At 43.9% G+C, this 22,730-nt stretch carries 21 protein-coding genes and 2 riboswitches; of the genes, 6 read left to right on the forward strand and 15 right to left on the reverse strand.

Features of this window, described 5'->3' with window-relative positions:
• Window positions 1–15: 15 nt before the first annotated feature.
• The 7 genes from B5F18_RS07570 to B5F18_RS07600 form a co-directional block, all read right to left on the reverse strand.
• Window positions 16–840 (reverse strand): energy-coupling factor transporter transmembrane component T family protein, encoded by an 825-nt coding sequence (locus B5F18_RS07570; RefSeq protein ID WP_087157079.1) that lies wholly within the window; start codon window positions 838–840, stop codon window positions 16–18.
• Complete coding sequence (locus B5F18_RS07575; protein ID WP_087157080.1) at window positions 837–1,694, reverse strand: energy-coupling factor transporter ATPase; 858 nt, start codon at window positions 1,692–1,694, stop codon at window positions 837–839. The genes B5F18_RS07570 and B5F18_RS07575 overlap by 4 nt, the downstream gene beginning before the upstream one ends.
• Window positions 1,679–2,530: an energy-coupling factor transporter ATPase gene (locus B5F18_RS07580; protein ID WP_087157081.1), complete on the reverse strand. Its 852-nt coding sequence runs from the start codon at window positions 2,528–2,530 to the stop codon at window positions 1,679–1,681. Before B5F18_RS07580 ends, B5F18_RS07575 begins: the two co-directional genes overlap by 16 nt.
• Window positions 2,531–2,554: 24 nt before the next feature.
• Window positions 2,555–3,181: an ECF transporter S component gene (locus B5F18_RS07585; RefSeq protein ID WP_087157082.1), complete on the reverse strand. Its 627-nt coding sequence runs from the start codon at window positions 3,179–3,181 to the stop codon at window positions 2,555–2,557.
• A gap of 103 nt (window positions 3,182–3,284) precedes the next feature.
• A riboswitch (FMN riboswitch) is annotated at window positions 3,285–3,426 on the reverse strand.
• 44 nt (window positions 3,427–3,470) lie between these two features.
• Entirely contained in the window at window positions 3,471–3,914 is a 444-nt protein-coding gene (locus B5F18_RS07590; protein ID WP_087157083.1) for a S24/S26 family peptidase, read from the reverse strand.
• Entirely contained in the window at window positions 3,892–4,614 is a 723-nt protein-coding gene (locus tag B5F18_RS07595; protein WP_087157084.1) for a hypothetical protein, read from the reverse strand. Before B5F18_RS07595 ends, B5F18_RS07590 begins: the two co-directional genes overlap by 23 nt.
• Window positions 4,604–5,533, reverse strand: coding sequence for a DMT family transporter (locus B5F18_RS07600; protein WP_087157085.1), 930 nt, complete (start codon window positions 5,531–5,533; stop codon window positions 4,604–4,606). The genes B5F18_RS07595 and B5F18_RS07600 overlap by 11 nt, the downstream gene beginning before the upstream one ends.
• Window positions 5,534–5,816: 283 nt before the next feature.
• Here B5F18_RS07600 and B5F18_RS07605 point away from each other — a divergent pair, with 283 nt between their 5' ends.
• Both B5F18_RS07605 and B5F18_RS12500 read left to right on the forward strand, forming a co-directional pair.
• Window positions 5,817–6,479: a response regulator transcription factor gene (locus B5F18_RS07605; RefSeq protein ID WP_087157086.1), complete on the forward strand. Its 663-nt coding sequence runs from the start codon at window positions 5,817–5,819 to the stop codon at window positions 6,477–6,479.
• 745 nt (window positions 6,480–7,224) lie between these two features.
• Window positions 7,225–8,385, forward strand: coding sequence for a sensor histidine kinase (locus tag B5F18_RS12500; RefSeq protein ID WP_162607562.1), 1,161 nt, complete (start codon window positions 7,225–7,227; stop codon window positions 8,383–8,385).
• Between the two features lie 28 nt (window positions 8,386–8,413).
• Here the strand turns inward: B5F18_RS12500 and B5F18_RS07615 are convergent, their stop codons facing one another.
• Together B5F18_RS07615 and B5F18_RS07620 are read right to left on the reverse strand one after the other, a co-directional pair.
• Window positions 8,414–8,749 (reverse strand): cyclic-di-AMP receptor, encoded by a 336-nt coding sequence (locus B5F18_RS07615; RefSeq protein WP_087157088.1) that lies wholly within the window; start codon window positions 8,747–8,749, stop codon window positions 8,414–8,416.
• A gap of 542 nt (window positions 8,750–9,291) precedes the next feature.
• Entirely contained in the window at window positions 9,292–10,221 is a 930-nt protein-coding gene (locus tag B5F18_RS07620) for a type II CAAX endopeptidase family protein (protein WP_162607563.1), read from the reverse strand.
• A gap of 141 nt (window positions 10,222–10,362) precedes the next feature.
• On the opposite strand from B5F18_RS07620, the gene sdaAB reads away from it, so the two are divergent.
• Both sdaAB and sdaAA read left to right on the forward strand, forming a co-directional pair.
• Complete coding sequence (gene sdaAB, locus B5F18_RS07625) at window positions 10,363–11,031, forward strand: L-serine ammonia-lyase, iron-sulfur-dependent subunit beta (protein WP_087157090.1); 669 nt, start codon at window positions 10,363–10,365, stop codon at window positions 11,029–11,031.
• A 9-nt stretch (window positions 11,032–11,040) separates the two neighbouring features.
• Window positions 11,041–11,916 carry an L-serine ammonia-lyase, iron-sulfur-dependent, subunit alpha gene (sdaAA, locus tag B5F18_RS07630; RefSeq protein ID WP_087157091.1) on the forward strand — a complete coding sequence of 292 codons (876 nt, stop codon included), beginning with the start codon at window positions 11,041–11,043 and terminating at the stop codon, window positions 11,914–11,916.
• A 55-nt stretch (window positions 11,917–11,971) separates the two neighbouring features.
• Here the strand turns inward: sdaAA and B5F18_RS07635 are convergent, their stop codons facing one another.
• Both B5F18_RS07635 and B5F18_RS07640 read right to left on the reverse strand, forming a co-directional pair.
• A complete protein-coding gene (locus B5F18_RS07635; RefSeq protein WP_087157092.1) occupies window positions 11,972–13,336 on the reverse strand; it encodes an alanine/glycine:cation symporter family protein in 1,365 nt (454 codons plus the stop codon).
• Between the two features lie 157 nt (window positions 13,337–13,493).
• A riboswitch (glycine riboswitch) is annotated at window positions 13,494–13,587 on the reverse strand.
• Window positions 13,588–13,646: 59 nt separating this feature from the next.
• On the reverse strand, window positions 13,647–14,396 hold the full coding sequence (locus tag B5F18_RS07640; RefSeq protein ID WP_087157093.1) for a Tim44 domain-containing protein: 750 nt from the start codon (window positions 14,394–14,396) through the stop codon (window positions 13,647–13,649).
• Between the two features lie 134 nt (window positions 14,397–14,530).
• Between B5F18_RS07640 and B5F18_RS07645 the strand changes: the two genes are divergently transcribed.
• Window positions 14,531–15,673 carry a DUF4317 domain-containing protein gene (locus tag B5F18_RS07645; protein ID WP_087157094.1) on the forward strand — a complete coding sequence of 381 codons (1,143 nt, stop codon included), beginning with the start codon at window positions 14,531–14,533 and terminating at the stop codon, window positions 15,671–15,673.
• Window positions 15,674–15,749: 76 nt separating this feature from the next.
• Here the strand turns inward: B5F18_RS07645 and pepV are convergent, their stop codons facing one another.
• From pepV to B5F18_RS07660, 3 genes are all read right to left on the reverse strand, one after another.
• Window positions 15,750–17,114: a dipeptidase PepV gene (gene pepV / locus B5F18_RS07650; protein ID WP_087157095.1), complete on the reverse strand. Its 1,365-nt coding sequence runs from the start codon at window positions 17,112–17,114 to the stop codon at window positions 15,750–15,752.
• 116 nt (window positions 17,115–17,230) lie between these two features.
• Window positions 17,231–19,963 (reverse strand): alpha-glucosidase, encoded by a 2,733-nt coding sequence (gene ygjK / locus B5F18_RS07655; protein WP_087157096.1) that lies wholly within the window; start codon window positions 19,961–19,963, stop codon window positions 17,231–17,233.
• A gap of 96 nt (window positions 19,964–20,059) precedes the next feature.
• A complete protein-coding gene (locus tag B5F18_RS07660; protein WP_087157153.1) occupies window positions 20,060–20,848 on the reverse strand; it encodes a RelA/SpoT domain-containing protein in 789 nt (262 codons plus the stop codon).
• A 260-nt stretch (window positions 20,849–21,108) separates the two neighbouring features.
• Between B5F18_RS07660 and B5F18_RS07665 the strand changes: the two genes are divergently transcribed.
• The gene (locus tag B5F18_RS07665; protein WP_087157097.1) at window positions 21,109–21,915 is read left to right on the forward strand and encodes a DUF6612 family protein; all 807 of its coding nucleotides are present in this window, start codon (window positions 21,109–21,111) and stop codon (window positions 21,913–21,915) included.
• Between the two features lie 63 nt (window positions 21,916–21,978).
• Here B5F18_RS07665 and B5F18_RS07670 read toward each other — a convergent pair whose 3' ends face one another.
• Window positions 21,979–22,725, reverse strand: a complete 747-nt coding sequence (locus tag B5F18_RS07670; protein WP_087157098.1) for a DeoR/GlpR family DNA-binding transcription regulator — start codon at window positions 22,723–22,725, stop codon at window positions 21,979–21,981.
• Window positions 22,726–22,730: the final 5 nt, after the last annotated feature.

The raw sequence follows: 22,730 nt of genomic DNA on the forward strand, positions 1-22,730 counted from the left end.
CTTCTTCCTTCCGGGCTAAAAAATCCACACATGGAACGAAAGAACTCTGCCCACGATGACCACCGCAATCGTGTAGAGGATCATTCCCGCATATGCCATATAGTCCCTGTTTTTGTAAAGGAGCGGTTTCATTTTTGTTCTGCCTTCCCCTCCCCTGTAACATCTTGCCTCCATAGCCAGCGCCAGGTCATTGGCTCTTCGGAATGCAGACACAAACAATGGCACAAGGATCGGGATCATACTCTTTGCCCTCTGAATGATATTTCCACTCTCAAAATCAGCCCCTCTTGCAATCTGGGCCTTCATGATCTTGTCCGTCTCCTCCAGAAGAATCGGAATAAACCTTAAAGCAATGGACATCATCATGGCCACTTCGTGCACAGGAACTTTGATCTTGTTCAATGGATGCAAAAGTTTTTCAATACCGTCCGTCAATGCATTCGGCGTTGTTGTAAAAGTCATAATCGATGCTCCCATAATAAGGAACACAAGCCTTACTGCCATGAAAACCGCTGTGCGCAGCCCCTGGTCCGTAATCTTTAAAAATCCTGCCTGGAATAAAATGGTCCCTGTACCCGTTAAAAACAGGTTGAAGAGAACTGTGATGAGCAGCAGCACGACAATGGGTTTTAAGCCTTTGACGATAAATTTAAACGGCACTCCGGATGCTTTGATGACAAAGACCAAAAACAAAAGCGCCAGCGCATATCCGCAAACATTGTTTATCACAAAAAGTGAGATCATATAAATCAATGTACAGACAATCTTTACCCTTGGGTCAAGCCGGTGGATGATACTATTGGCAGGATAATACTGTCCGATCGTAATATCTCGAATCATTTTACGGCTCCTTTCATCCCTCTTAAGATTTCTTCTACAGCCTCCTCCACAGTCGTGGCGTCATCAGACACAGGAATCCCTTTTTCTTTGAGCTCTTTCATCACATATGTGACTTGCGGAGCAGCAAGACCAATCTTCTCCAGCTCTTTGTAATGGCGAAAAACCTCTTTTGGCTTTCCTTCATACATCACTTCCCCTTTATTCATCACAATAATGCGGTCCACATATTTTGCGATATCCTCCATACTGTGGGACACAAGAATGACCGTCATGTTGGTCCTTTTGTGGAGCATGGAAATCTGTTCTAAAATATCGTCCCTTCCTTTTGGATCAAGTCCTGCAGTTGGCTCATCCAGAACAAGCACCTGTGGATGCATGGCGAGCACCCCGGCAATAGCTGCTCTTCTTTTTTGTCCGCCCGAGAGATCAAACGGGGAACGGGTGTAATATTTTTCCTTAAGCCCAACCAACTCCAGCGCCTCCCTGGCCCGCTTTTCGCATTCTTCCGGGGAAATTCCTTGGTTTTTCGGTCCAAAACAGACATCCTTCATCACATCCACCTCAAAGAGCTGATGTTCCGGATACTGGAAAACAAGCCCGACATAATTGCGCAGCTCCTTCATAGGATATCCTTCCTCGTAGATGTTTTTCCCATTGCAGTACAGCTCTCCGCTTGTGGCCTTTAAAATTCCGTTTAAATGTTGTATCAGCGTGGATTTCCCGGAGCCTGTATGCCCGATGATGCCAATGAACTCTCCCTCTTTGATCTCCAGGCAGATATCCTTTATGGCAGCCTTCTCGTATGCTGTCCCCTCGCTGTATATATAATTGATATGTTCTAATTTAATCGACATAATTCTTCCACCAACTCTTCTCTGCGCAGAATCCCGTCTTTGATCGGAAGTCCGCGCTTTTTCAGCTCGTGTGCCAGCATAGTCACCTGCGGCACGTCCAGACGATACTCTTTTAATGTTTCCACCTTAGAAAAAATTTCTCTTGGCGTGCCCTGCATGACAATTTTGCCATGATCCATCACGATCACATGGTCCGCATCCACCACTTCCTCCATGTAATGGGTGATCAGGATGACGGTCACATGCTCCTGTTCATGCAGCCTGTGCACAGTCCTCAGCACATCTTTTCTTCCGTTTGGGTCAAGCATGGCTGTCGGCTCATCGAGCACGATACATTTTGGGTGCATGGCCACAACCCCTGCGATGGCAACCCTTTGTTTCTGCCCTCCGGAAAGCTTGTTCGGAGATCGGTGTCTGTACTCCAGCATGCCCACGGACTTTAAACTCTCTTCCACACGTTCCCAGATTTCCTCTGTCGGAACCCCTAAATTCTCCGGACCGAATCCCACATCCTCCTCCACAACTGTGGCGATGATCTGGTTGTCCGGGTTCTGGAACACCATGCCCGCGCTCTGGCGCACATCCCAAAGATTTTCCTCTTTTTTTGTATCCTTTCCATCCACCCACATCGTGCCCCCTGTCGGGACAAGAATAGCGTTCATATGCTTTGCCAGCGTGGATTTGCCGGATCCATTGTGTCCAAGGATTGCAATGAATTGTCCCGGTTTTATGTGCAGCCCTACATCATCGATGGCGCGCTGCATTCCAACCACATTGCCCTCATCGTCATGTTTTTCATATTCATAGACCAAATTTTCTGTTCTTATCATTTCCATTCTTTTCATCTGCCCTTTGATTCATCACCGGCTCATCTTAAAGACCGGACTAATCTTTTTATATATCAGCACAACTACCGCGGAATCTATCACAGCCTTGATCAGATTGAACGGCGCCACTGCGATCATCACAAATCCAAGAAGGCTGTGGATATTTCCGTTGATCGCACTTCCCATCTCAATAAACGCATCCACTGGCATGGAAAATGCCGCCCCGTATGCAGGAAGAAGTACATATGCATTGATTATACACGCAACCACGGTCATTGTCACGGTTCCTGCACAAAGTCCTAAAATTGCATGCTTTCTTGTCTTCCTGTTACGGTAAATAAGGCCGGCAGGCACGACAAACGCACAGCCCATAATAAAGTTTGCAAGTTCTCCCACCCCTGCCGTGATGGTGCCATTAATCGCCAAATTCAGAAGAATCTTCACCCCTTCCACAACCACACCGGCCAAAGGCCCCATGGCAAACGCTCCGATAAGGACCGGTATCTCACTGAAATCCAGCTCATAAAAAGTTGGAGCAATAAATGGAAGCGGAAACTCAAACAGCATCAATATCACAGCTGCCGCGGACAGCATGGATATCTGTGCGATGGTTTTCGTTCTTGTGTTACCGTTTTTTTGACTGATTGTCTTTGTACTCATTTTTTTCTCTCCTTTTTTTCAAAGGAATTCTTCTGAAAATAGCCATACATCACAAAAACCCCGGATACCAAAATCCGGGGCTCAAAATTTTTTCTGAGCATGTACGTTTCTTCTTTCATCCAGACTTTACTGTTGGTTTTGGAATCTTTCCCACAAAGGAAATCACCAAATCAGCCGCCCGAAAGAACGGACGGGTCGCGGACTGTACCGCCAGTTGGGACTTTCACCCGACCCCGAAGAATCCTTTTATATTTTCAGCTTTTAATTATAATCCTCTCCTGTATATTATTCAAGTACTTTTTATCCTGTTCAGCATCCGGTACAAAAGCAGCAGACATTTTCTTGCGGAAAGGGAAAGGCACCAAAATTTTGTATACAGGCAATATTTTCCTGAATGGACATCAATATACTTTTCATCCCGGTAAAACCCTTCCATAACAGCCAGAATCTGCTCTTTTTTCACCCCATACTCCCGCACCCACTGATTATCCCCGCAAAGCACATATCCTTCCGGCAAAATGGCAAGGATACGGTGAAGAACGTATGTTGCATTAGCTCTCTTATACAGGACAATATCATATTTCTTTGCTTGTCCCTCAAACCTTTTTAGCACAACGGTATCCCGGTCCGGCCGTATGAGAGGCAGCATGCTCTCACCCACAGGAGCATTGATAATATACCCTTTTTCTTTTAAAGCCTTCTCCAGTAAACTATCCACAAGTCTTTCCTTCATCCTTTCTTCCCATCGTCTTGTAAGCCATCACAGCCGCTTCTTCTGAAATATTGCACTCCATCCGGTAGATCGGCACTTTTTTCAGAACCGCATCAAGCATCGAAAACAACTCGTCCACAACATCCTCGTGCACTGGCAGGAGCGTCTGCCTCATAAGAAGTGGCAAAGCCTCTTTTGGAGAAATCGCGCGGATCTGATTTTCCTCTCCCCTTTCCAGCATACATATTCCCCGAAGGACTGCCTTTTGATTCCGGTTTTCATCCGTCTTGCCGCTGAATGGAGTGCCATATACCATGCACCCGCCCTTTTCAATCCGTATTGCAGGCTTGTCATCATTGATGATCACTGCCTTGTCCTCGCCAAAATAAGACTGCCACAATTTTGTGTGGGTCGATTTCCCTGTTCCGCTGTCAGCGGAAAAAAGATATGCCTCCCCATCCACAACCACAGCGGATGCATGCAGCACAAATCCTCCATATCTTAAAAGTTTACCGTAGAACTGAATCCCCGCAAAAATGTATTCACACTGCTCCAAGGACAAATGCGGATTCTCCTTTTGCTTGTTCATACAAAATTCTTCGGAAATTGTAATAGCGATATCCCTCTTTTGTTTCTCGCACTGGTACGGCACCATTTTACGCCGCATCATTTCATACAGCGGATCATACTCCACCACACAATCTGCTATCTTATAAAACATCATGTTCCCCCTTATCTTTTGAAACTTTGTTTACCATGATGATCCCTGCACTGACAAGTAAAAGAGCTGCAAGGTTTTTCCACGAAAAAAGCTTTTCTCCCATAAAAACAGCGGACAAAACAGAGCCGAAAATGGGAATGCTGAAACCAAAGATCGTCACCTTTCCCACCGGATTATACTTGAGCAGCACAGTCCAAAGTGTAAACGCCACTGCGGACAGAAGTGCCATATAGATGAGCAGTGCCAGTGATTTTCCATCAACATATCCTATCTTTCCTCCCATAAGAAAGCCTGCCACTGTCAAAACACTGCCGCCGAACATGAGCTGATACGCTGTCATAGTCATGGCGTCCGCGTATTTTGCCACAAATTTTGCCGCGACTGCGCACAGCCCATACACAGTCGTACAGATGACGATCATTCCTTCCCCATTCCAGGCAAACCCCTCTCCAAAGGCTCCGGGGGAAAGATTGATAAGGATGACTCCCGCCACTCCCACAAGGCATCCCACCCCTTTTTGCCAGTTTAACTTTTCTTTCAAAATAAAGTGAGCTGCTATGATAGACACAAATGCATAGGACGCATTGATGACCGATCCCTTGACTCCGGTTGTATTGGCCATGCCTACATAAAAGAAAAAATACTGTACTGCTGTCTGAAAAAATCCAAACACAAGAACTGGACCCGCTGCATCTTTGGAAAGTTTTGGGATTTTCTTCTCAGCTGCCCATCCAAACAAAAATGTCAGCACTCCTGCCAGAAAAAACCGGTATCCGGCAAAGAGCACCTGGCTTCCTGTTTCACTGATGTGAAACCATTCATATCCGATTTTTACGCACGGAAATGCGCTCCCCCACAAAAGACAGCACAGAAGACACAAGCTCCACCGCACTGCCGGTTTGGTCCATATTTTCTTCATTCCTTTTATCCTTCCTGTATTTCATTTATATATAATTCAATCTTTTATTTTATTCCCTATGTTTTCATACTGCAATGAATTATTTATAAAATCATTTTATTCTCCACATTTTTGTCTTTATTTTTCTATTATATGCCCCTCCCTTTTACCCCCCCCCCGGTATATTCTTGTGAATTCTTGTGATTCTGTTTTCTTTATATATGACCGTGCTTGTGATATAGTCATGTACGAATATTGATTCTACATTTACCGACAAAAGGCCGCATGAAAGGAGGGAGGATCAATGCTGCGTATTTTATCTGTAGATGACGACGAGGCCGTACTCGCTATCAATCTTTCTTATCTTGAAGGACATGGATATGAAGTATATACAGCGAAAACAGCCAGAGAAGCCAGAGATCTGCTTTCCCGCATCTCTTTTGACTGCATCCTGCTTGACATCCTTCTGGATGATATGGATGGATTTCTTTTTTGCAGAGAAATAAAAGAGCAGTATTCCATCCCTATCATCTGCCTTACAAACTTAGGTGAGGAAGAACACCTGCTCAAAGGCTTTGCCAGCGGTGCAGACGATTACATGGCAAAACCGTACAGGCTCTCCGAACTTGAGGCGAGGATACAGGCAAGGACCAAACAGAATCTGCAGATCCTGCATTACCCTCCTTTGGCCATCAATCTGGAACAGCATTTTGTGACCATTTTTGACAAACCGGTTCCTCTGACAGACAGTGAGTTTTCCATCCTGAAATTTTTAGCCCTTCACCCAAACCAACCGTTTTCTCAGCAGGAACTGTATGAAAGAATCTGGAAACTGCCATTCTTAAAAAAGAATCATACGGTTCAGGTACATATTGTCCAGTTGAGAAAAAAACTGGAGAATGCTTATCCGGAGCATTCTTATATTCAGACGAAATGGGGTGATGGCTATTTTTTTGCTTCAACATAAAACAAACGGACACTGTTGCAGACATACAATTGCACGTCATCTCTTTCCGTTTTTTGCGATTGTCTCTGTCATCTTCGTTTTGTTTTTACTGGATACAAAAGTTGATACCCAAACTTCGGGCAGTCTGATCACCTACAAGCATGGTATTTTATCTGTTTCTGAAACTGCCCCAAAAGAGCATATAGTGATTCCCCTTTTTGATGGCTGGAAACATTTACGGACATTCGACAGCAAAGCTGCCTACCAAATCAGTGTGGAACAGCAGTCCAATACTCCGCTGTCATTGCTGATACCTGGTGTTTCAAACGATTCACAAGTTTTCGTACAATGTATTTCCACATCCCCAAACCGCCCTTTTAAAAATGGGAGGTCTCTTTTGTGTACCCGGGGATGGGCTTACTCTCTGCCTGCTGACCAGACTTATTGTGTTCAGATCAATTCTTCTCTGTACGATTCTATCCAAAAAGAACTCCTTCCTTTTCCTATTCTTGGACAGCACAAAAATATCTGTAGTTTTATTTTTCTGCGCCTTATTTTCTATTCCCTTTTATTTTTCTGCTCTGTTGTCATTTTTATCGTATTGTTTGTCCTGTCGAATTTATGTCGGGACAAAATGGCGATGATCTCCTGTTTCTGTGCAGCGGCATTTTTCTTTGTCCTTCACAGTGGCAGTTCTTTCTTTTGGATGTTGACCTCCTGTCCGTCGGTAGCACTTAGTTTTCTCCGGAAAAGCAGTATTTTATTTATGTTATTTTTTATCGTTCTTTCTGACCAGACACCTTCTAATTTGAAACGGAAAAAGTCAGGTCTGCCAATACCTGCTCTTTTTTCTTTATTCATGTGCACCCTGGCATGTTTTCACCCGCTGTTTCTTTCATTTGCAGACACAAACATTTATGACCAGTATACTTCTTTTGTTCGCGCCGGTGCAATGTTCCTTGCATTATACCTGATCTTTTCCGCTATCCGGACACTTTACCGAGGCATCCTCCATTATTTTCTCCAATGCGCAAATATTCTCCTTGGGTTATCCATCCTTTTTGAACTGCTGTCGACATATTTTTCAAATTTTCTTCTGCCGGGAAGATATTTAGATTTTTGCTGTCTTCTCCTACTGCTTTTTTACTGTCTGGAAATTCTATTTTTCGGTTATCAAAGGCAGGTCGGAAATGCCTCACTTGCAAAACACCTGGCCTTTCTTGATGCAAGATGGACAAAACAACAGATTTCTCTGGATGCGGAAAAACAGAAACTGTTGACCAATGCAGCTCACAATTTAAAGGCCCCTTTATCCACCATGCACATGTATTTGGATATGATGCGGGATTTGAATATACGCACAACCGCAGAATTGGAACCATATCTGAAAATTATGGAATCAAAAAATGCAGAATTGAAAAAAAGAGTATCCGAACTCTCCACTTTTCTTACTCTTGAAAGACTGTCCTCTAAAAAAGAGCCCTTGCTTCTCTCAGTCTTCCTCAAAGATTTCTACCAAATATACAAAGCAGATGCTGATGCGTCCGGAATTTATTTTGTTTTGAATCCGCCAAATCAGGACGCACTCATATACGGAGATTTTCAAAGACTTCAGAGCGTACTGGAAAATCTTTTCATAAACGCTTTGGACTTCACTCCTTTTGAAGGGGAGATCACTCTGTCCGCAAAAACAGAACAGTCATGGGTATCCATTTTCCTTCAGGATACCGGCTGCGGCATTTCTCCCGAAATACTTCCTCACATATTTGATTTTGGTGTTTCTAAAAGAGGAGAAAATGAGCAGACTCGGGGAATTGGTTTATACTGCGCCCGGCTTATCATTCGGGAACATGGCGGGGATATCACTGTCCTCTCCTCTTCGGAAGAAGGTACGAAAATGCATGTGAAACTCCCAAGGATACGATAGACACCCCCGCTTGTCTTTCCACACTCCTTTATATCTTCCGGAATTCCTCCACATCTACCACAAACACAGTCGCTCCGCCAACTTCTACTTTGATCGGCACATTTGAGTAGTTCAGCATCGGAATGCCTCCAGGTGGATATGGCGCTGCAATCTCAACTTCTGTTCTCTTGGCACACTCACTTTCCAGGATCTTCATCACCTCTTCAACCCTTTCATCCTCCACTCCTATCATCAACGTTGTATTTCCGTTTTTTAAAAATCCACCGCTGCTGGAAAGCTTGGTTACACCTAGTTTGTTTTGGTTCAATTTCTTTACTGCCTTATTGGCGTCTTCATCGTGTATGACTGCAAACATTAATTTCATAATTCAGCACCTCTTTTCTTTCATTCTTTCCAAAAATTATTCTATCTCTGTCAAAGATGTGATGCGAAATACATTTTTAATCTCAGGCGGTTTCACGGACTCATCCGGTTCATCATTGTAGAGAACCTTCAATCAATTGACAGACTTTTGTTTTTATAACTCAATTTTTGCATCAACTTTATCTTATGTCAATATTTCGCGCGATATTTTTGTTCTGATTTTTACTGACATAGAATTCCCCTGTCTATTTTGCTATTTCCTAAAATTATGCCTCACATGGCATGAAAATTTTAGATGACAGGAGTGTTCCATAATCTTTTCTTTTAACGCATCCGGAACTTCTTCAAAATCTTTCAAACTCTCCTTGAAATGAGCCTTAACATATTTCCTGTATCATAACTGCTCCAAACATAAAGTTGTCTTTCAGTGTCAGCTCTTTAAATTCTTTTCTGTGTTCCAATCAGTATTCCTCCTTAATACAGAGGAACTCTATAACAACATTATACTTTTAAGAAAATATCCTTCAACACATAGTTGTAATTTTAAAACTGCCCGAACAACTCCGGCTGCATCCGGACTCCCGTGAAGAAAATGATAAGTCCCACAACTGCGATCGCAAAGGTAAGCACTAAAAGCAAAATAAATGTGGTCTGCTTTTCCTTTCCGAACAATTCCTTTTGCGCCCCCACATCCCCCTTGTGCAGAAGGTAACTGCCGATATAAAGCAGCATAGGAGCGCCTGCTGCAAACACCATATAAATTCCCACAGAGGCGATCGGTATCGTCTCCAAAGCCGCTTCCTGGCTTGCCGCCTCTGTAAGCATCTGGCTGCTGGAAAAAGCCACAAAAAGCGGCACTGCATTGTTTACAAAGTGGAACAGCATGCTGTAGAAAATATTTCCGGTCTCAAGGCAGATATATGCCAGGACCCATCCTAAAAACGCAGTGGGAACCCAGCGGAAACCGCCGTGGAAAAATCCGAACACCAATCCTGAGATAAAAATTGCTGCCCATTTCCATCGGTCTGTATAAATGCTCCTCAATAAAACTCCGCGGAATACTGCCTCCTCGCATACAGCCGGGCTTACTGCCACTACAAACAGGGATGCCAGAAACGGAACGCTTGTAAACTGCGCATTCAGGCTGCTGCCGATTTCCGTCACTTCCTCCGGGAAAAAATAAGTCATGAGAATGGTAAGCCCCATCACTGCAAGAAATGAGCCAAGCCACATGATCAGTGTTCCGAATACTTTTGAAATCCTTGGCATAGAAAAAGGAAATACTTTCTTAAAATCCCCTCCTGCAATCAACACTGTGAACACTGATGCTAAAAGGAAAAACATCTCTCCCACAAAAGATGCATAAAATCCAAGACTTCCTGCAAAGATAGGTGTTACAAAGAACATACTTGCAAGCACAAGGGCCAACACCAAAATTCCATGATACCATTTGAGCGTCCGCTTATTTTCCATCTTCATCTCTCCAATCATTCTTTTTTGGTCATTTTGTTTTATCTTACTCCTCCTTGCGCTTGTTCGCAATATTGGCTTTTCACTGTGCCCTAAAAATGTTATAGTATTTCTGAAAAAATGAAAAACAGAAAGGATACGACTATGAATTTCCTCAGTATTTTCGATGTCATTGGTCCAAACATGATCGGACCTTCCAGCTCCCACACTGCCGGAGCGTGTGCTATCGCACTTTTGTCAAAAAAGATGTTTCAGCATCCGATCCAAAAGGTTACATTTACGCTGTACGGCTCCTTTGCGCGGACATACAAAGGCCATGGAACGGACAAAGCGCTCCTTGGCGGAATCTTAGGTTTCCAGACAGACGATGAAAGACTTCGGGATGCATTTGCCCACGCAGATGAACAGGGCGTGGAATATCAGTTTCTCATTGATGAAAAAACGGTTGTCAATCATCCAAACACCGCGGACATCCTGATGGAGAGCGCAGACGGACACCGCCTTTTTGTGCGCGGAGAATCCATTGGCGGCGGGAAGATGAAGATTGTCCAGATAGACGGCATTGATGTGGACTTTACAGGAGAATACACAACACTTATCATCCAGCAGACGGATAAGCCTGGTGTTGTTGCCCATATCACCAATTGCCTTGCAAAACATGAAGTCAACATTGCCTTTCTTCGGCTTTTCAGAGAAGAAAAAGGCGCCAAGGCGTACACCATCGTGGAATCGGACGAGCCCATCCCGGCTGCAAGCCTTGACGCTATCAAAGAAAATGAGCACATCCGCGAATTGATGCTCATTCAGATGTAGGAGGGGAACATGGATTTTTTAACAGGCGAAATGCTCCTTGAGCTGTGTAAAAAAGAAAATATTTCGATTTCCCGGGCCATGCTTGACCGGGAAAAAATTCTTGGAGGTGCGTCCGAAGAGACAATCACAAAGAAACTTGAGCGCGTGTGGGAGATCATGCAGCATGCGGCAAAAACTCCAGTAGACACCCCAAAATCTTCCATCGGCGGGCTCATAGGCGGCCAGGCAAAGGGCATATATGAAAATATGCAAAATGGTAATAATCTTTGCGGTCCTATTCTTTCCCGTGCAATGGCATACGCCTGCGCCACTCTGGAGGTGAATGCATCCATGGGTCTTATCGTGGCAGCCCCAACAGCCGGCAGTTCCGGCGTGATCCCAGGAGTTCTTCTTGCTTACCAGGAAGTCAAACAGGTGCCGGACTCCATGATCTACAGAGGACTTTTAAACGCCTCAGCCATCGGATATCTGCTTATGAAAAGCGCCTCTGTATCCGGTGCAGAAGCAGGCTGTCAGGCAGAGGTCGGATCTGCTTCCGCTATGGCTGCAAGCGCCATCGTGGAGCTCATGGGCGGTAATGAGGAGCAGTGTTTAAATGCTGCATCTCTTGCGATTTCCAATCTTCTTGGTCTTGTGTGCGATCCGATCGCAGGGCTTGTAGAGTCCCCATGCCAGACAAGAAACTCCATCGGAGCCGCCAATGCTCTGACTGCTGCGGAGATGACACTTGCAGGTGTGCGTTTCCCGATTCCGTTTGACGAAATGGCAAAAGCCATGCTGCGTGTCGGAAAAAGCCTGCCGTTCGAGTTAAGGGAGACTGCCCTTGGCGGCTGCGCAGGCACTGCTACGGGCTGTTCCCTTGGTTGTGATATCTGCGGAAATTAATTTCATGCAAAAAGATGCGCAAGGTTTTTAAGCCGATTGCGCATCTTTTTATGTATTATTTTTTCTTTCCGTATTTTTTGTAGATTCCAACAACCACTCCGCTTAGCGCCCACAGGGCAATAGCGTTCGGAATCACCATCAGTCCATTGAAGAAATCAGATAATGACCAAACAAAATCCACTTTCAAAGTAGAACCAACGACTACAAAAACAAGCACAAGCAAGGAATATAGTTTTCCTGCTTTTGAGCCAAACAGATACTCTACATTGACCTTTCCAAAGAAATGCCACCCGAGAATAGTTGAGAAAGCAAAGAAGAAAAGGCAGATTGCCACAAAGATATCTCCAGCTCCTCCAAAAGCATTTGTAAATGCCGCCTGAGTCAGCGCTGTGCCTGTCTTCCCGCTGTCCAGCACACCTGTTGTCAGAATAGAAAATACAGTTAAGTTCAGGATGATAAATGTATCGATGAACACACTGATCATAGCTGCAAGACCTTGCTGATGCGGATTTTCAACACTCGCCCTTGCATGCGCATGAGGCGTGGAACCCATACCTGCCTCATTGGAGAAAAGTCCTCTTGCAACACCGTAGCGGATTGCTTCCCTTACTGCGATCCCTGCTCCTGCTCCTACTACTGCTTTGGGATTGAATGCTCCCACAAAAATCATACGAAACGCATTTGGCACTTCCGTAATATTCATAAAAATCAAAGCCAGACTTCCCACAATATAGATACCGGCCATTATAGGGACCAGTTTTTCTACCACAGAGGCAAGTCTTCCAACTCCTCCAAAGAAAATGAATCCACTGATCACTGCCAGCACAATTCCTACCGCAAGCTGTGGAATCTCAATATTTCTTGCCTGAAACACTTCATAAAATGCACTTCCGATGGAATTGGACTGTACCATATTTCCCGTAAATCCAAGAGCTATGATGATCAGCACCGCAAAGATCCCTGCCAGCACTTTCCCGAATTTCCCGGTAAATGCAGCGCGGATGTAATACACTGGTCCCCCGGTGACTTCCCCGTCTTTTTTTGTCTTATATTTCTGTGCCAGTGTAGCCTCCGCGTAAATCGTGGACATTCCAAAAAATGCGCTCATCCACATCCAGAAAATAGCTCCCGGCCCTCCTCCGATCAATGCAGTGGCAGCACCTGCCAGATTTCCGGTTCCAACCTGCGCAGCAATGGCTGTGGCAACGGACTGAAAGGATGTCATCTCTCCGTCTTTTCCTTTCTGTCCTTTGAGCGTGAATCCTCCAAATACCTGTTTCAATCCAGCTTTAAACTTTCTCACCTGGATAAATTTCAGACGAAATGTATAGTAGATTCCGGTACCACACAAAATGATGATCAAAATCACATTCCACAAAAAATCACTTGCCTGACTTACTAAAGATGTTAAAGTCTCCATACGTCAAAAACCTCCTCATTCATTCCTTTTTCATTTCCCCGACGTAAGGGGATTTCGTGCCTTCATACACAAAAAGACTGGCCCTTTTGGTCCAGTCTCTAAAAATGAACATATGCATATTTTCATATGGATGACTTTTCATCCTTAAGTTATGAAGTTGATATGCCCTGTCCTTTTGCCTGAGAGATCAACAGCTCCTGCCGTCTTACACCTTCGGCGCTCTTTTTCAGAGACTCTCCAGAGATTCATCCGTTTTGCCCGGATGAACAAATTTATCCTATCACAACTTCACCGCTTTTTCAAGTTAAATTTATAAATCAATAAATTGATCAATACTTATTTCATTTTTCTGTTTGATCTTGTCCAAAACCCAGCGTCCATCCTCCCTGACAAATTTCCAATATTCGTAGAAACTTTCCGGCTTTGCACTGCCCCTCACAATCAATTTTGTGTCCTTGTCAACATAATATCCAATCATCTTTCCGTGAATCAGATACCATACATAATCTGCATCCTCCCCCTTCTCATTGTGCGCGTCCAACAGATCTGCGCCCAAAAGTGTGACCTCCTTTTGGACAACCTCTTCATTTCTTACATCCATCCACCCGATTTTCATTTGAAACTCATCCATCAGATTTTTACTCAGATAATCCTTTGCATAGTTGACATCCTTTCTCCTCCAGCACTCCTGTACTTCAAAATAAGCCTCCTCTACTCTTTTTTGCAGTTCCTTATACTCCCAGTTTTCTTCTTCTTTTGCAAATGCTCCGATTTGCTTTTTTGTGGCCCTTTTTGCTTTATGTACTTTATATACAAAGACAATCGTACCGGCACAGGCAATCACAGCAAACCCTGCCCCCTGGATGACAGAGGAAATAAGCCCGCCTCTTCCCGAAGAGTTTCCGTAACCGGAATGTGCAGAACCGCCGGACAAAGAACTGCCGCCACTGCTGTGACTGCCTCCCCCGCCGCCCCCTGCACGGGCAAAGGCCGTCAACTGGCATGCAAAAACGACAAACACGATAATCAAAATACAACACACCGTTCTTTTTCTTCTCATTGCTTTCCCCCTTTTCTTTACACTAGTATAGCATCTCCTCTGCTTTTTCAAAAGAATATCCCCCTTCTCATTGCACAGGATTTTAAATTCCGCTATAATGTGCAGAGATCATGAACAAACGAGGTGACATACATATGAATAAAAAAGAAGTTCTGGAGATCCGAAAACAGTTTACTCCTGCAAACTGCAGCATTACCCGCATCTGCGGCTGCTATGTGGACGCTGAAAAAAATAAAAAGACAGAACTGAAAAAAGCATTTCTCTCCCTCCCGGAAGAAGAAATGTTTAAATACTTTGACATTTTCCGCAAAGTCCTCTCCGGTACGATCGGGAAAAATCTTTTGAACATGGAATTTCCTCTGGAACAGGAGAGCGCGGACGGAACGCAGGCATATCTTCTGGAACTGAAAAAAAGCCAGCTAAAAGACGACATCCTGATCGAGGATTTCTACGATAAAGTGATCGAGCACTATTCTTACGGGGAAAACTACTACATTATCCTCATACACGCTGCCTATGATATTCCAAATAAGGGAAGTGATAATCTGGAACAGTTCGATGCATCGGATGAAGTGTACGAGTTTATCCTCTGCGCTCTCTGTCCGGTGAAACTCTCCAAAGCAGGACTTTGTTATAATGCCGAGACAAACAATATTGAAGACCGTATCCGGGACTGGATCGTGGAACTGCCTGATGTTGGTTTCCTCTTTCCGGCATTTACGGACAGGAACATGGATATCCACGGACTGCTCTACTATTCCAAAAACGCAAAGGAATTTCAGCAGGAATTCATTGACCAGTTCCTCGGGTGCCATATTCCTCTTCCGGCTGTGGGCCAAAAGAACTCCTTTAATTCCATGGTGGAAGATGCCCTGAAGGAAAACTGCGATTTTGAGACTGCTAAAAATATCCACGAAAAACTCAATGAAATTATCTTTGACAACCAGGACTCTCCGGAACCTGTGACCCTGGATAAGATGGAAGTCAAAAAAATCCTTGAGCAAAACGGGGCCGACGAGGATGCGCTTTTGGATTTCAGCCATCAGTATGACAGCTATGTGGGTGAAAAAGAATCTCTTCTCATCACCAACGTGGCGAACACGAGAAAATTCGAGGTCAAAACCCCGGATGTGACTGTGCAGGTCAATCCGGACCGGCCGGATCTTCTGCGCACAGAGATGATCGACGGTGTGCCTTGCCTTGTGATCGAACTTAATGACGCGGTGGAAGTCAATGGAATGAATGTCCGCACTGTACCGTTAAAAAAAGAAGTGTAACCTCTCTTGTTTACTATGCCCCTGTCTCCTTGACAGAGGGCATAACATTTCTGAGGTTACACTATCGTGCTGTCTTTTATTTCTTTGCAAGTTCATACATGGCTGCCGCCACAATTTGGAATGACTTCATAAGGCTGTCCACTTCTCCATATTCATTCGGCTGATGGATCACATCCGGCTCTCCCGGGAATATCGGTCCAAATGCCACCATGTTGTCAAACGCCTTGGCATAGGTTCCTCCTCCGATAGCGATCGGTTCGTCATCTCTTCCTGTCTCCTCTTTATAGACCTTCATCAGTTTCTGTACAAGCTCAGAATCCTTCGGCACATAGACCAATTTTCCTGTCTGCTCAATTCTTGCGCCAAGTGTATATTCCGCTGCTGCTTTCTTTACCCTCTCCTCCATCAGGCCTGCATCTGCATTCTTTGGATAGCGGATATCCAGTGTAAAGAAGATTTTTTCCGGCGTATAATCCACAACACCAAGTGTCAGGCTTGTATTTCCTGTCTCCTCGTCTTCATAACAGATTCCAAGGGATTCTCCTTTTGTTTCCAAGTTGATCTTGTCCATGACAAAATCGATCATCTTTTGCAGGTCACCGCCAAGATCCATGTCTTTCAACACTGTAAACAGCTGGATTGCCGCATTTACTCCAAGATGCGGAAGGCTGCCGTGCGCTCCCTTTCCTTTTGAGACAATGATCGTATTTCCATTCTCTTTTGTGACAATGAAACCATCTTTTTGCGGGAAATCAAAATCTCCTTCCACAATCATAGTGCAGCTTGGCGTCACCACATTTTTTGCTGTCCCGCCTTTGATGGAAATCACATTTACACGAGGTTTTTCGGTCACTTCTTTTTCGATTTCCCAGAACATCTGGCCCTTCTCGCAGAAGATCACCGGATACTCTGCATCCGGGGTAAAACCTACCGTTGGCTTTTCTCCTCCGTTTGCAATGTAATGTTTCACACAGGAAGAGCCGTTCTCTTCATCTGTTCCAAAGAGTACACGGATTCTCCTTTCAATTGGCAGACCAAGATCTTTGATTGCCTTCATAGCGTAGATGGCTGCGATGGTAGGCCCTTTGTCATCCACTACGCCCCGTCCGTACATCTTGCCGTCCACAACTTCACATCCCAGCGGATCGTGTTCCCATCCCTCTCCAAGAGGCACAACATCCAGATGTCCGAGCACTCCGACCATCTCTTCGCCTTCTCCGTATTCTATCCATCCAACTCTGTTATCCACATTTCCGGTTTTAAAGCCTAATTTTTTCCCCAATTCCAGAGTATGTACCAATGCTTTTTGAATTTCTTCTCCGTATGGTGCGCCTTCTTTCGGTTCGCTTTTGACACTCAAGATTGCCACACTTTCTTTGACAGATGCAAAAATTTCATCCTTTAATTCCAACATCCGTTTGTCCAGTTTTTCGTAACCCATGATGTATCATCCTCCCTGTTTATTCTCACTGTCTATATTATAGTATAAATCCTTTATTTAAGCAAAGAAAAAGGATGCCAAAACCATCTCTTTTTTGACATCCTTTTGCCCGCTTTTTATCTCTTTCTTCTAGCAGCAAGTACCGCTAAAGCGCCCATGCCAAGCATGATCATTCCGGCTGCATTTGTACTGTCTCCGGTTGTCGGAGTGCCCTTCCCGTTGTCTTTAGAAGGATTCTTTTCGTTTTCTTTCTTATCTACAGGCACGAGAGCATTCTGTGCGTCTGTCAGATTTTTATATGTTTCTTCCAGCTCTTCTTTTGTGGCATTTTCATTGGCATAAACTGCCTTTGCCTCTTTCAAGGCTTTCTCAAACACTGCAAAGGATTCTTTCGTATAGTCTTCTGCTTTCAAAGACTCAGCCTGCTTGATCGCATCTCCAAGCTTTTTCCTTGCAGCTTTCAGTTCTGTATTATCTCCTTCTCCCTCAGTATCAGGAATTGCAAATCCTTCCTGGCTTGTGGTTGTGTTTCCTGCAAGCGTATTTCTGTAAAGGGAATAGAAGGACGCTGCTGACCAGCTGAAGTTTTTGCTGTGAAGTCCTTTTCCGGTCAAAGGACTGTAATTTTCCCAAATCGGTCCGTCTCCCAAAAGGCCTTGGGCGTGGTCAAAGAGTTTGTAAGCCATTGTCTTTGCCTCTTTATCAAAACCGTAGTTCTGGAGTGCCTCTACACCGTACATTGCCTGGTCCATCCACACCGGCCCTCTCCAGTATGTTTCAGGACTGAATTTGTCATTGTCTTTGGATGCTGTAGGAAATGGCATGTACAGATTGAATTTATTTTCATCCACCATATTTTCCACTACTTTGTCCGCTTTGTCCTGAGGTGACATTTTTGCCCAGAGCGGAATCCAGCCTTCTGTTCCTTTGCCGCGGTTTACGAGCAGTTTCTTCTCGGAACCATCTGCATTGGTCTGCAGGTCGTAATAGAATCCTGTCTCATCATCAAACATTTTATTGTTTACATAGTCGCGCACATAAGCAGCCTCTTCTTCATATTTCTTGACATCATCCGTCTTTCCAAGAATCTCTGCCATGGATTTTAAGAATCCTTTTTCCGCATAGAGATATGCGTTCAGATCCACAGACTCCTGGTTAATGGAGTATCCGACTACATTTCCAGCCTTATCCTTGTTCTCAAATACATGAACCCCGATGTCCCCTTCTCCGTTTCCTTCCTGGTCAAATCTTGTCGCATTGTCCATACCGCTCTCCCAGGCTGCCGCTTCAATGATTGCCTCCTCATCAAACAGTTTATTTCCGTTTTCATCTGTCTTGATGGTACCATCATCATTATACTGATAATGGAGTTCATCCACCATTGCGCCGTATTCTGCAATACCATTCTGGTCAACATCCCTGTTTGTATACCACCAGTTATGATAAGCGACAAGCTTCGGATAAATTTCTGCCAAAAATTCTTTGTCTCCTGTCTGCTTGTACACATTCCATACCGCCCATGCTGCAAGTGCCGGCTTGGAGTTTCTTTCGTTCCAGTTTCCACCATCTCCGCCTCTTGCCTCGTTTTGGTTATAGAAAATGCAGTCTACAATTGCACCTGCATCCTGAGGTCTGACCTCATCATCTTTTGTAATCTGATAGTCAAAAATAGAGCGGACATTTTCTTTTGCGATCTCTCCGTCAAAAGCTGCGGTTCCAACTGCCTGTTTCCAGGAATCCCATGCCCAGAGTCCGATAAAATACTGGTAGGACATAGACGGAACAACACCACCGTGTTTAAGAGCTCCTGCCGCACTTCTATAGTTTGTCATCAACGTCTCAATAGATTTCACTGCTGCTTTTTTATATGCATCCCCGGTGGCTGCTCTACCTTCAAATGTCTTGTCAAGGTAGCCCTGCCAACGTGTTTCATTATCTTTGAAATATTTATCTGCATTTTTCAGCATGTCAGCTGATTTTTTTGCCTCTTCCTCTGCCTCTGCTTTTGTAAAGGTCCAGCTTTGCGTCTCATAGGTCTGATAGGAATCACCTTTTTTGATGACAACCGGTTCTGTCATTTTTGTCTCATAAGAATCCTTCTGCTCATCCACCGTTGTGCTGATTTCTTCGGAATGTCTGATATTGAATTTATTTTCATCGGTTGTCATATACCACCAGGTAGAACGGATTGTCTGGAAATCAGCCTGTACTCCGTCCTCTGTAGCTACAAGGCTGTTGCCCATTTTCGTGCGTCCCTCGTTGCTGTCAGAATATCCAAACTGTGTATACATATCGCCTGTCCAAGCAATGTCAAGCTCCAGATCTGCATCTGTCTTATTCTCAATGGTCGTCCGGATCAATGCTGTGCGGTCACTTCCATAGACAAGTTCCAATTTTACTTTAAATGCATCCAGCTCATATGTCTGCACAAGCTTTCCAGGATAATATGTCCCTTCCGCCTTTGCTTTTGCTAAATCGTATACATTTCCATCTTTGTCGGAAATAACAATCTTGCTGATCGCTCCGGATAAGTTCACCGGATATTCCTCTGCAATGATGACCGGACCTGCAAATCCACCGTACAGATTTGTCGCATCCTTTTCATGCAGATAATATCCGTGCCATGCACCCAAATCCGCAAAATTGTTGTACTTGTTTGTGCTGTATGTTCCATAGAGCACTTCCTCCGGGTTTGCATACACATTGAGAATGTTTGCAAAATCCTCCACCTTACTCATGTCTGCAGCTTTTACCTGCATCGTGCCCGCTGCCCCGATAATTGTCGTTGCAGTCACTGCTGCTGCACATGACAGACTCAATACTTTCTTCCATAAGGCTTTCCGTTTCATAATCTTCCTCCATCATTTTAATCATGATTCTTTTGGTTTGCCTTATTAGTATATCCACTTTACAAAATCAAGTCAATCCGCTTTACTATACAAATTTCATTCCTTTTTTTTGTCTATTTTTTCTTTGATATTGCGCATCCTTCTGAAATAAGAACTCATCTCATCCGCCATCCCGGACAACCGGTTTAACAGTGTTGAAAAATCCGTCAACATTTCATCATCTTTAAAATATGGATATACAATGTCATGGTCAATCTCGCTCCAGCCTTCCTCAAAAAGCGTCCTACCCTGAATCTCGATATAATATCCTTTATACTTGATGATATAGTGCAGGGAACGGTAGATTCCATCTGAGCGGATTTCAATGAGATTCTCGTCATAAATTCTCGAATCCCCCGTCCTTCTGTACACCTTTGGCCGCTCTGCAATATAAAAATGAGTCTCATCCTCGTCAAAGTCTTTCATTCTGTCTTTTACATACTGATTTGGGTCGTTTTCGAACACAGATGTAATGTATTTGTGAAAATGGATCCAGTCCTCGCGGTACAAAAAGAAAACACGGATTCCAATCAAATCTGTCACATATTTGTGATAGTTGTCGCTGTGAAGACCTGTAAACTGTGAAGGACGCTCCCGTTTTTTTCGAATGATCTTTTCAAGAAGATGTCCCGGGTCTTTCACCCTGTAGCGGTAAGAATGAATCCCTGCACGTTCGATATCATAGAGATAATCATCCACAAAATCTTTTCCTATCTCCCGCAGGTGATTTTCTTTTGCAATGTAATCTCTCTCAATCTCTTCCAAAAGTCCCCAGCTTATATCTGCTTTTAGAAACTCTTCTTCTGAAATGTTATATTGTCTTAAAAACTCTTTTTCTCCAATCATTTTCTGCTCCTGATTTTTTTCATATCTTTTGTAAGTATACCACAAAATAAAGATATTATATAGGAACATTGAAACTGCGGACAATAGATTCGTTTCGTCAATGTTTCATAGAATGCCTCCTCACTTTGGCATTTGTTATTTTCAGTTATTTTTGATTCTATTAACTTTTTTTCTTTCTTTTACACAAGAACTCTTGTGTTGATAGTAATATTCCTATATAATGATAAAAACATTTTATTTACAAACGGGAGGGAAAGCTTATGAAAAAACTAAAAAAATTAACTGCTTTTTTACTTGTTGTCTCAATGGCATTTGCACTCTGTGCATGCGGATCCAAGGATTCCGGCAAAGACACCACAAAGGAGCTGGATGCAAAGAAGATTTATAAGGAGGCTGTGGAGAAAAACAGCGCGCTTACAAGCAGTGATATGACTTCTGTTGTAAAGATGTCTTTTTCACAAGGCGAAGAGTCCATGGACTTCACCACTTCCATGGACACAAAAGTGAGCGGAATGAACACAGATTCTCTTACTTACTACGCCAAAACAACCATGGATATGTCCGGTGAGAGTGTAGAGATGACTATGTACTACACCGATGGCTACTGTTATCTTAGCCAGCTTGGGCAAAATATCAAGTACGCTTACGATATGGATGGAATTGTCAGCCAGATTCAACAGAATGTAGATACAAGCACCCTCTCTGTTGACAGTATGGAAAAAATGACTGCCAAAAAAGAGGGAGACAGCTATGTGATTGATTTTGTGGCGGACCCGGAATCCATGAATGATTATGTAAAACAAGCATTGTCTTCTCTTGAGGGTGTCACAGACGGTGTGAATATGAATATCGAAAAGGTTGATGGAAGTTATACGGTCAACAAAGACGGATATTATACTTTGGCCAAAGTAAATATGACTCTCTCCATGGAGGCAGAAGGTGAAACCGTTGACATGAATTTGACCGTGGACTCTACTGTCAATAATCCGGGCGAAGAAGTTTCCATTACATTGCCTGACTTCTCCGGATATACAGAGGTTGATGCAGCTTCTCTTGGAATTCAATAACAGAACAGCCGGTTTGGAAATACTCCAAGCCGGCTGTTTTCTCTTTATTTCTTTTTCTGAAGATCACCTGTCCACTACAGTAAGATTCTTACATTCCTCATATCCATCCACAGCTTTGTCCGTCAGTATCTCTGCTCCCAAAAACGGAGCAAAGGTGACAGAACTGATCTCTCCAAACTTGGAATGGTCGCTGAGCACATACCTGGTCTTACACTGCTCCATGGCAACTTTCTTTATCAGTGCCTCATTTGCATCCGGTGTGGTAAACCCTGCCTTCTTGCTGATGCCATTGGCACCAAAAAAGCCCTTTGTAAAATGGTACTGTCTCAATGTCTCCACAGCCTGGCTGCCCACGACTGCTTCCGTAGAACTTTTCAGCTCTCCTCCCACTAAAATGACACGGATACCTTTTGCCGCTAATTTCTGGGCATGTGCCACCGCATTGGTCACAAAACATGCATGAGTCTCTTTCACATACTCGAGCATATACCCGGTAGTGGTGCCCGCATCCAGGTAGATAAAATCCTCTGTCCCGATAAGTGCGGCTGCATATCTGGCTATCAAAAATTTTTCTTCTTTATTTACTTCTGTCTTCTGCGCCACTGTAGGTTCATATGCAGTATAGTTTTTATCTGCCGCCACAGCTCCGCCAAAGACTTTTACCAGTCTGCCGGCATTGTGAAGCGTTGTAATATCCCTTCTCACCGTTGATTCTGATGTGTGCAGCAAATCCTTAACCTCTGCCACAGTAATACTCTTTTTTTCTTCCAAAAGTTTTAATATTACATCGTATCTTTGTTCCGACAGCATACGTA

The sequence above is a fragment of the Lachnoclostridium sp. An181 genome (assembly GCF_002160325.1).
GTDB lineage: Bacteria > Bacillota > Clostridia > Lachnospirales > Lachnospiraceae > An181.

Bases quoted from the DNA above. Each gene is read 5' to 3' on its own strand.
- sdaAA (WP_087157091.1), top strand. From the start codon at position 11,041: ATGGATTTTTTAACAGGCGAAATGCTCCTTGAGCTGTGTAAAAAAGAA.
- B5F18_RS07640 (WP_087157093.1), bottom strand. From the start codon at position 14,396: ATGAGAAGAAAAAGAACGGTGTGTTGTATTTTGATTATCGTGTTTGTC.
- B5F18_RS07575 (WP_087157080.1), bottom strand. From the start codon at position 1,694: ATGTCGATTAAATTAGAACATATCAATTATATATACAGCGAGGGGACA.
- B5F18_RS07620 (WP_162607563.1), bottom strand. From the start codon at position 10,221: ATGGAAAATAAGCGGACGCTCAAATGGTATCATGGAATTTTGGTGTTG.
- B5F18_RS07660 (WP_087157153.1), bottom strand. From the start codon at position 20,848: ATGATTGGAGAAAAAGAGTTTTTAAGACAATATAACATTTCAGAAGAA.
- B5F18_RS07645 (WP_087157094.1), top strand. From the start codon at position 14,531: ATGAATAAAAAAGAAGTTCTGGAGATCCGAAAACAGTTTACTCCTGCA.
- B5F18_RS07580 (WP_087157081.1), bottom strand. From the start codon at position 2,530: ATGGAAATGATAAGAACAGAAAATTTGGTCTATGAATATGAAAAACAT.
- B5F18_RS07670 (WP_087157098.1), bottom strand. From the start codon at position 22,725: ATGCTGTCGGAACAAAGATACGATGTAATATTAAAACTTTTGGAAGAA.
- B5F18_RS07635 (WP_087157092.1), bottom strand. From the start codon at position 13,336: ATGGAGACTTTAACATCTTTAGTAAGTCAGGCAAGTGATTTTTTGTGG.
- sdaAB (WP_087157090.1), top strand. From the start codon at position 10,363: ATGAATTTCCTCAGTATTTTCGATGTCATTGGTCCAAACATGATCGGA.
- B5F18_RS07595 (WP_087157084.1), bottom strand. From the start codon at position 4,614: ATGTTTTATAAGATAGCAGATTGTGTGGTGGAGTATGATCCGCTGTAT.
- ygjK (WP_087157096.1), bottom strand. From the start codon at position 19,963: ATGAAACGGAAAGCCTTATGGAAGAAAGTATTGAGTCTGTCATGTGCA.
- B5F18_RS07615 (WP_087157088.1), bottom strand. From the start codon at position 8,749: ATGAAATTAATGTTTGCAGTCATACACGATGAAGACGCCAATAAGGCA.
- B5F18_RS07585 (WP_087157082.1), bottom strand. From the start codon at position 3,181: ATGAGTACAAAGACAATCAGTCAAAAAAACGGTAACACAAGAACGAAA.
- B5F18_RS07570 (WP_087157079.1), bottom strand. From the start codon at position 840: ATGATTCGAGATATTACGATCGGACAGTATTATCCTGCCAATAGTATC.
- B5F18_RS12500 (WP_162607562.1), top strand. From the start codon at position 7,225: ATGTTATTTTTTATCGTTCTTTCTGACCAGACACCTTCTAATTTGAAA.
- B5F18_RS07590 (WP_087157083.1), bottom strand. From the start codon at position 3,914: ATGAAGGAAAGACTTGTGGATAGTTTACTGGAGAAGGCTTTAAAAGAA.
- B5F18_RS07605 (WP_087157086.1), top strand. From the start codon at position 5,817: ATGCTGCGTATTTTATCTGTAGATGACGACGAGGCCGTACTCGCTATC.
- B5F18_RS07665 (WP_087157097.1), top strand. From the start codon at position 21,109: ATGAAAAAACTAAAAAAATTAACTGCTTTTTTACTTGTTGTCTCAATG.
- B5F18_RS07600 (WP_087157085.1), bottom strand. From the start codon at position 5,533: ATGAAGAAAATATGGACCAAACCGGCAGTGCGGTGGAGCTTGTGTCTT.
- pepV (WP_087157095.1), bottom strand. From the start codon at position 17,114: ATGGGTTACGAAAAACTGGACAAACGGATGTTGGAATTAAAGGATGAA.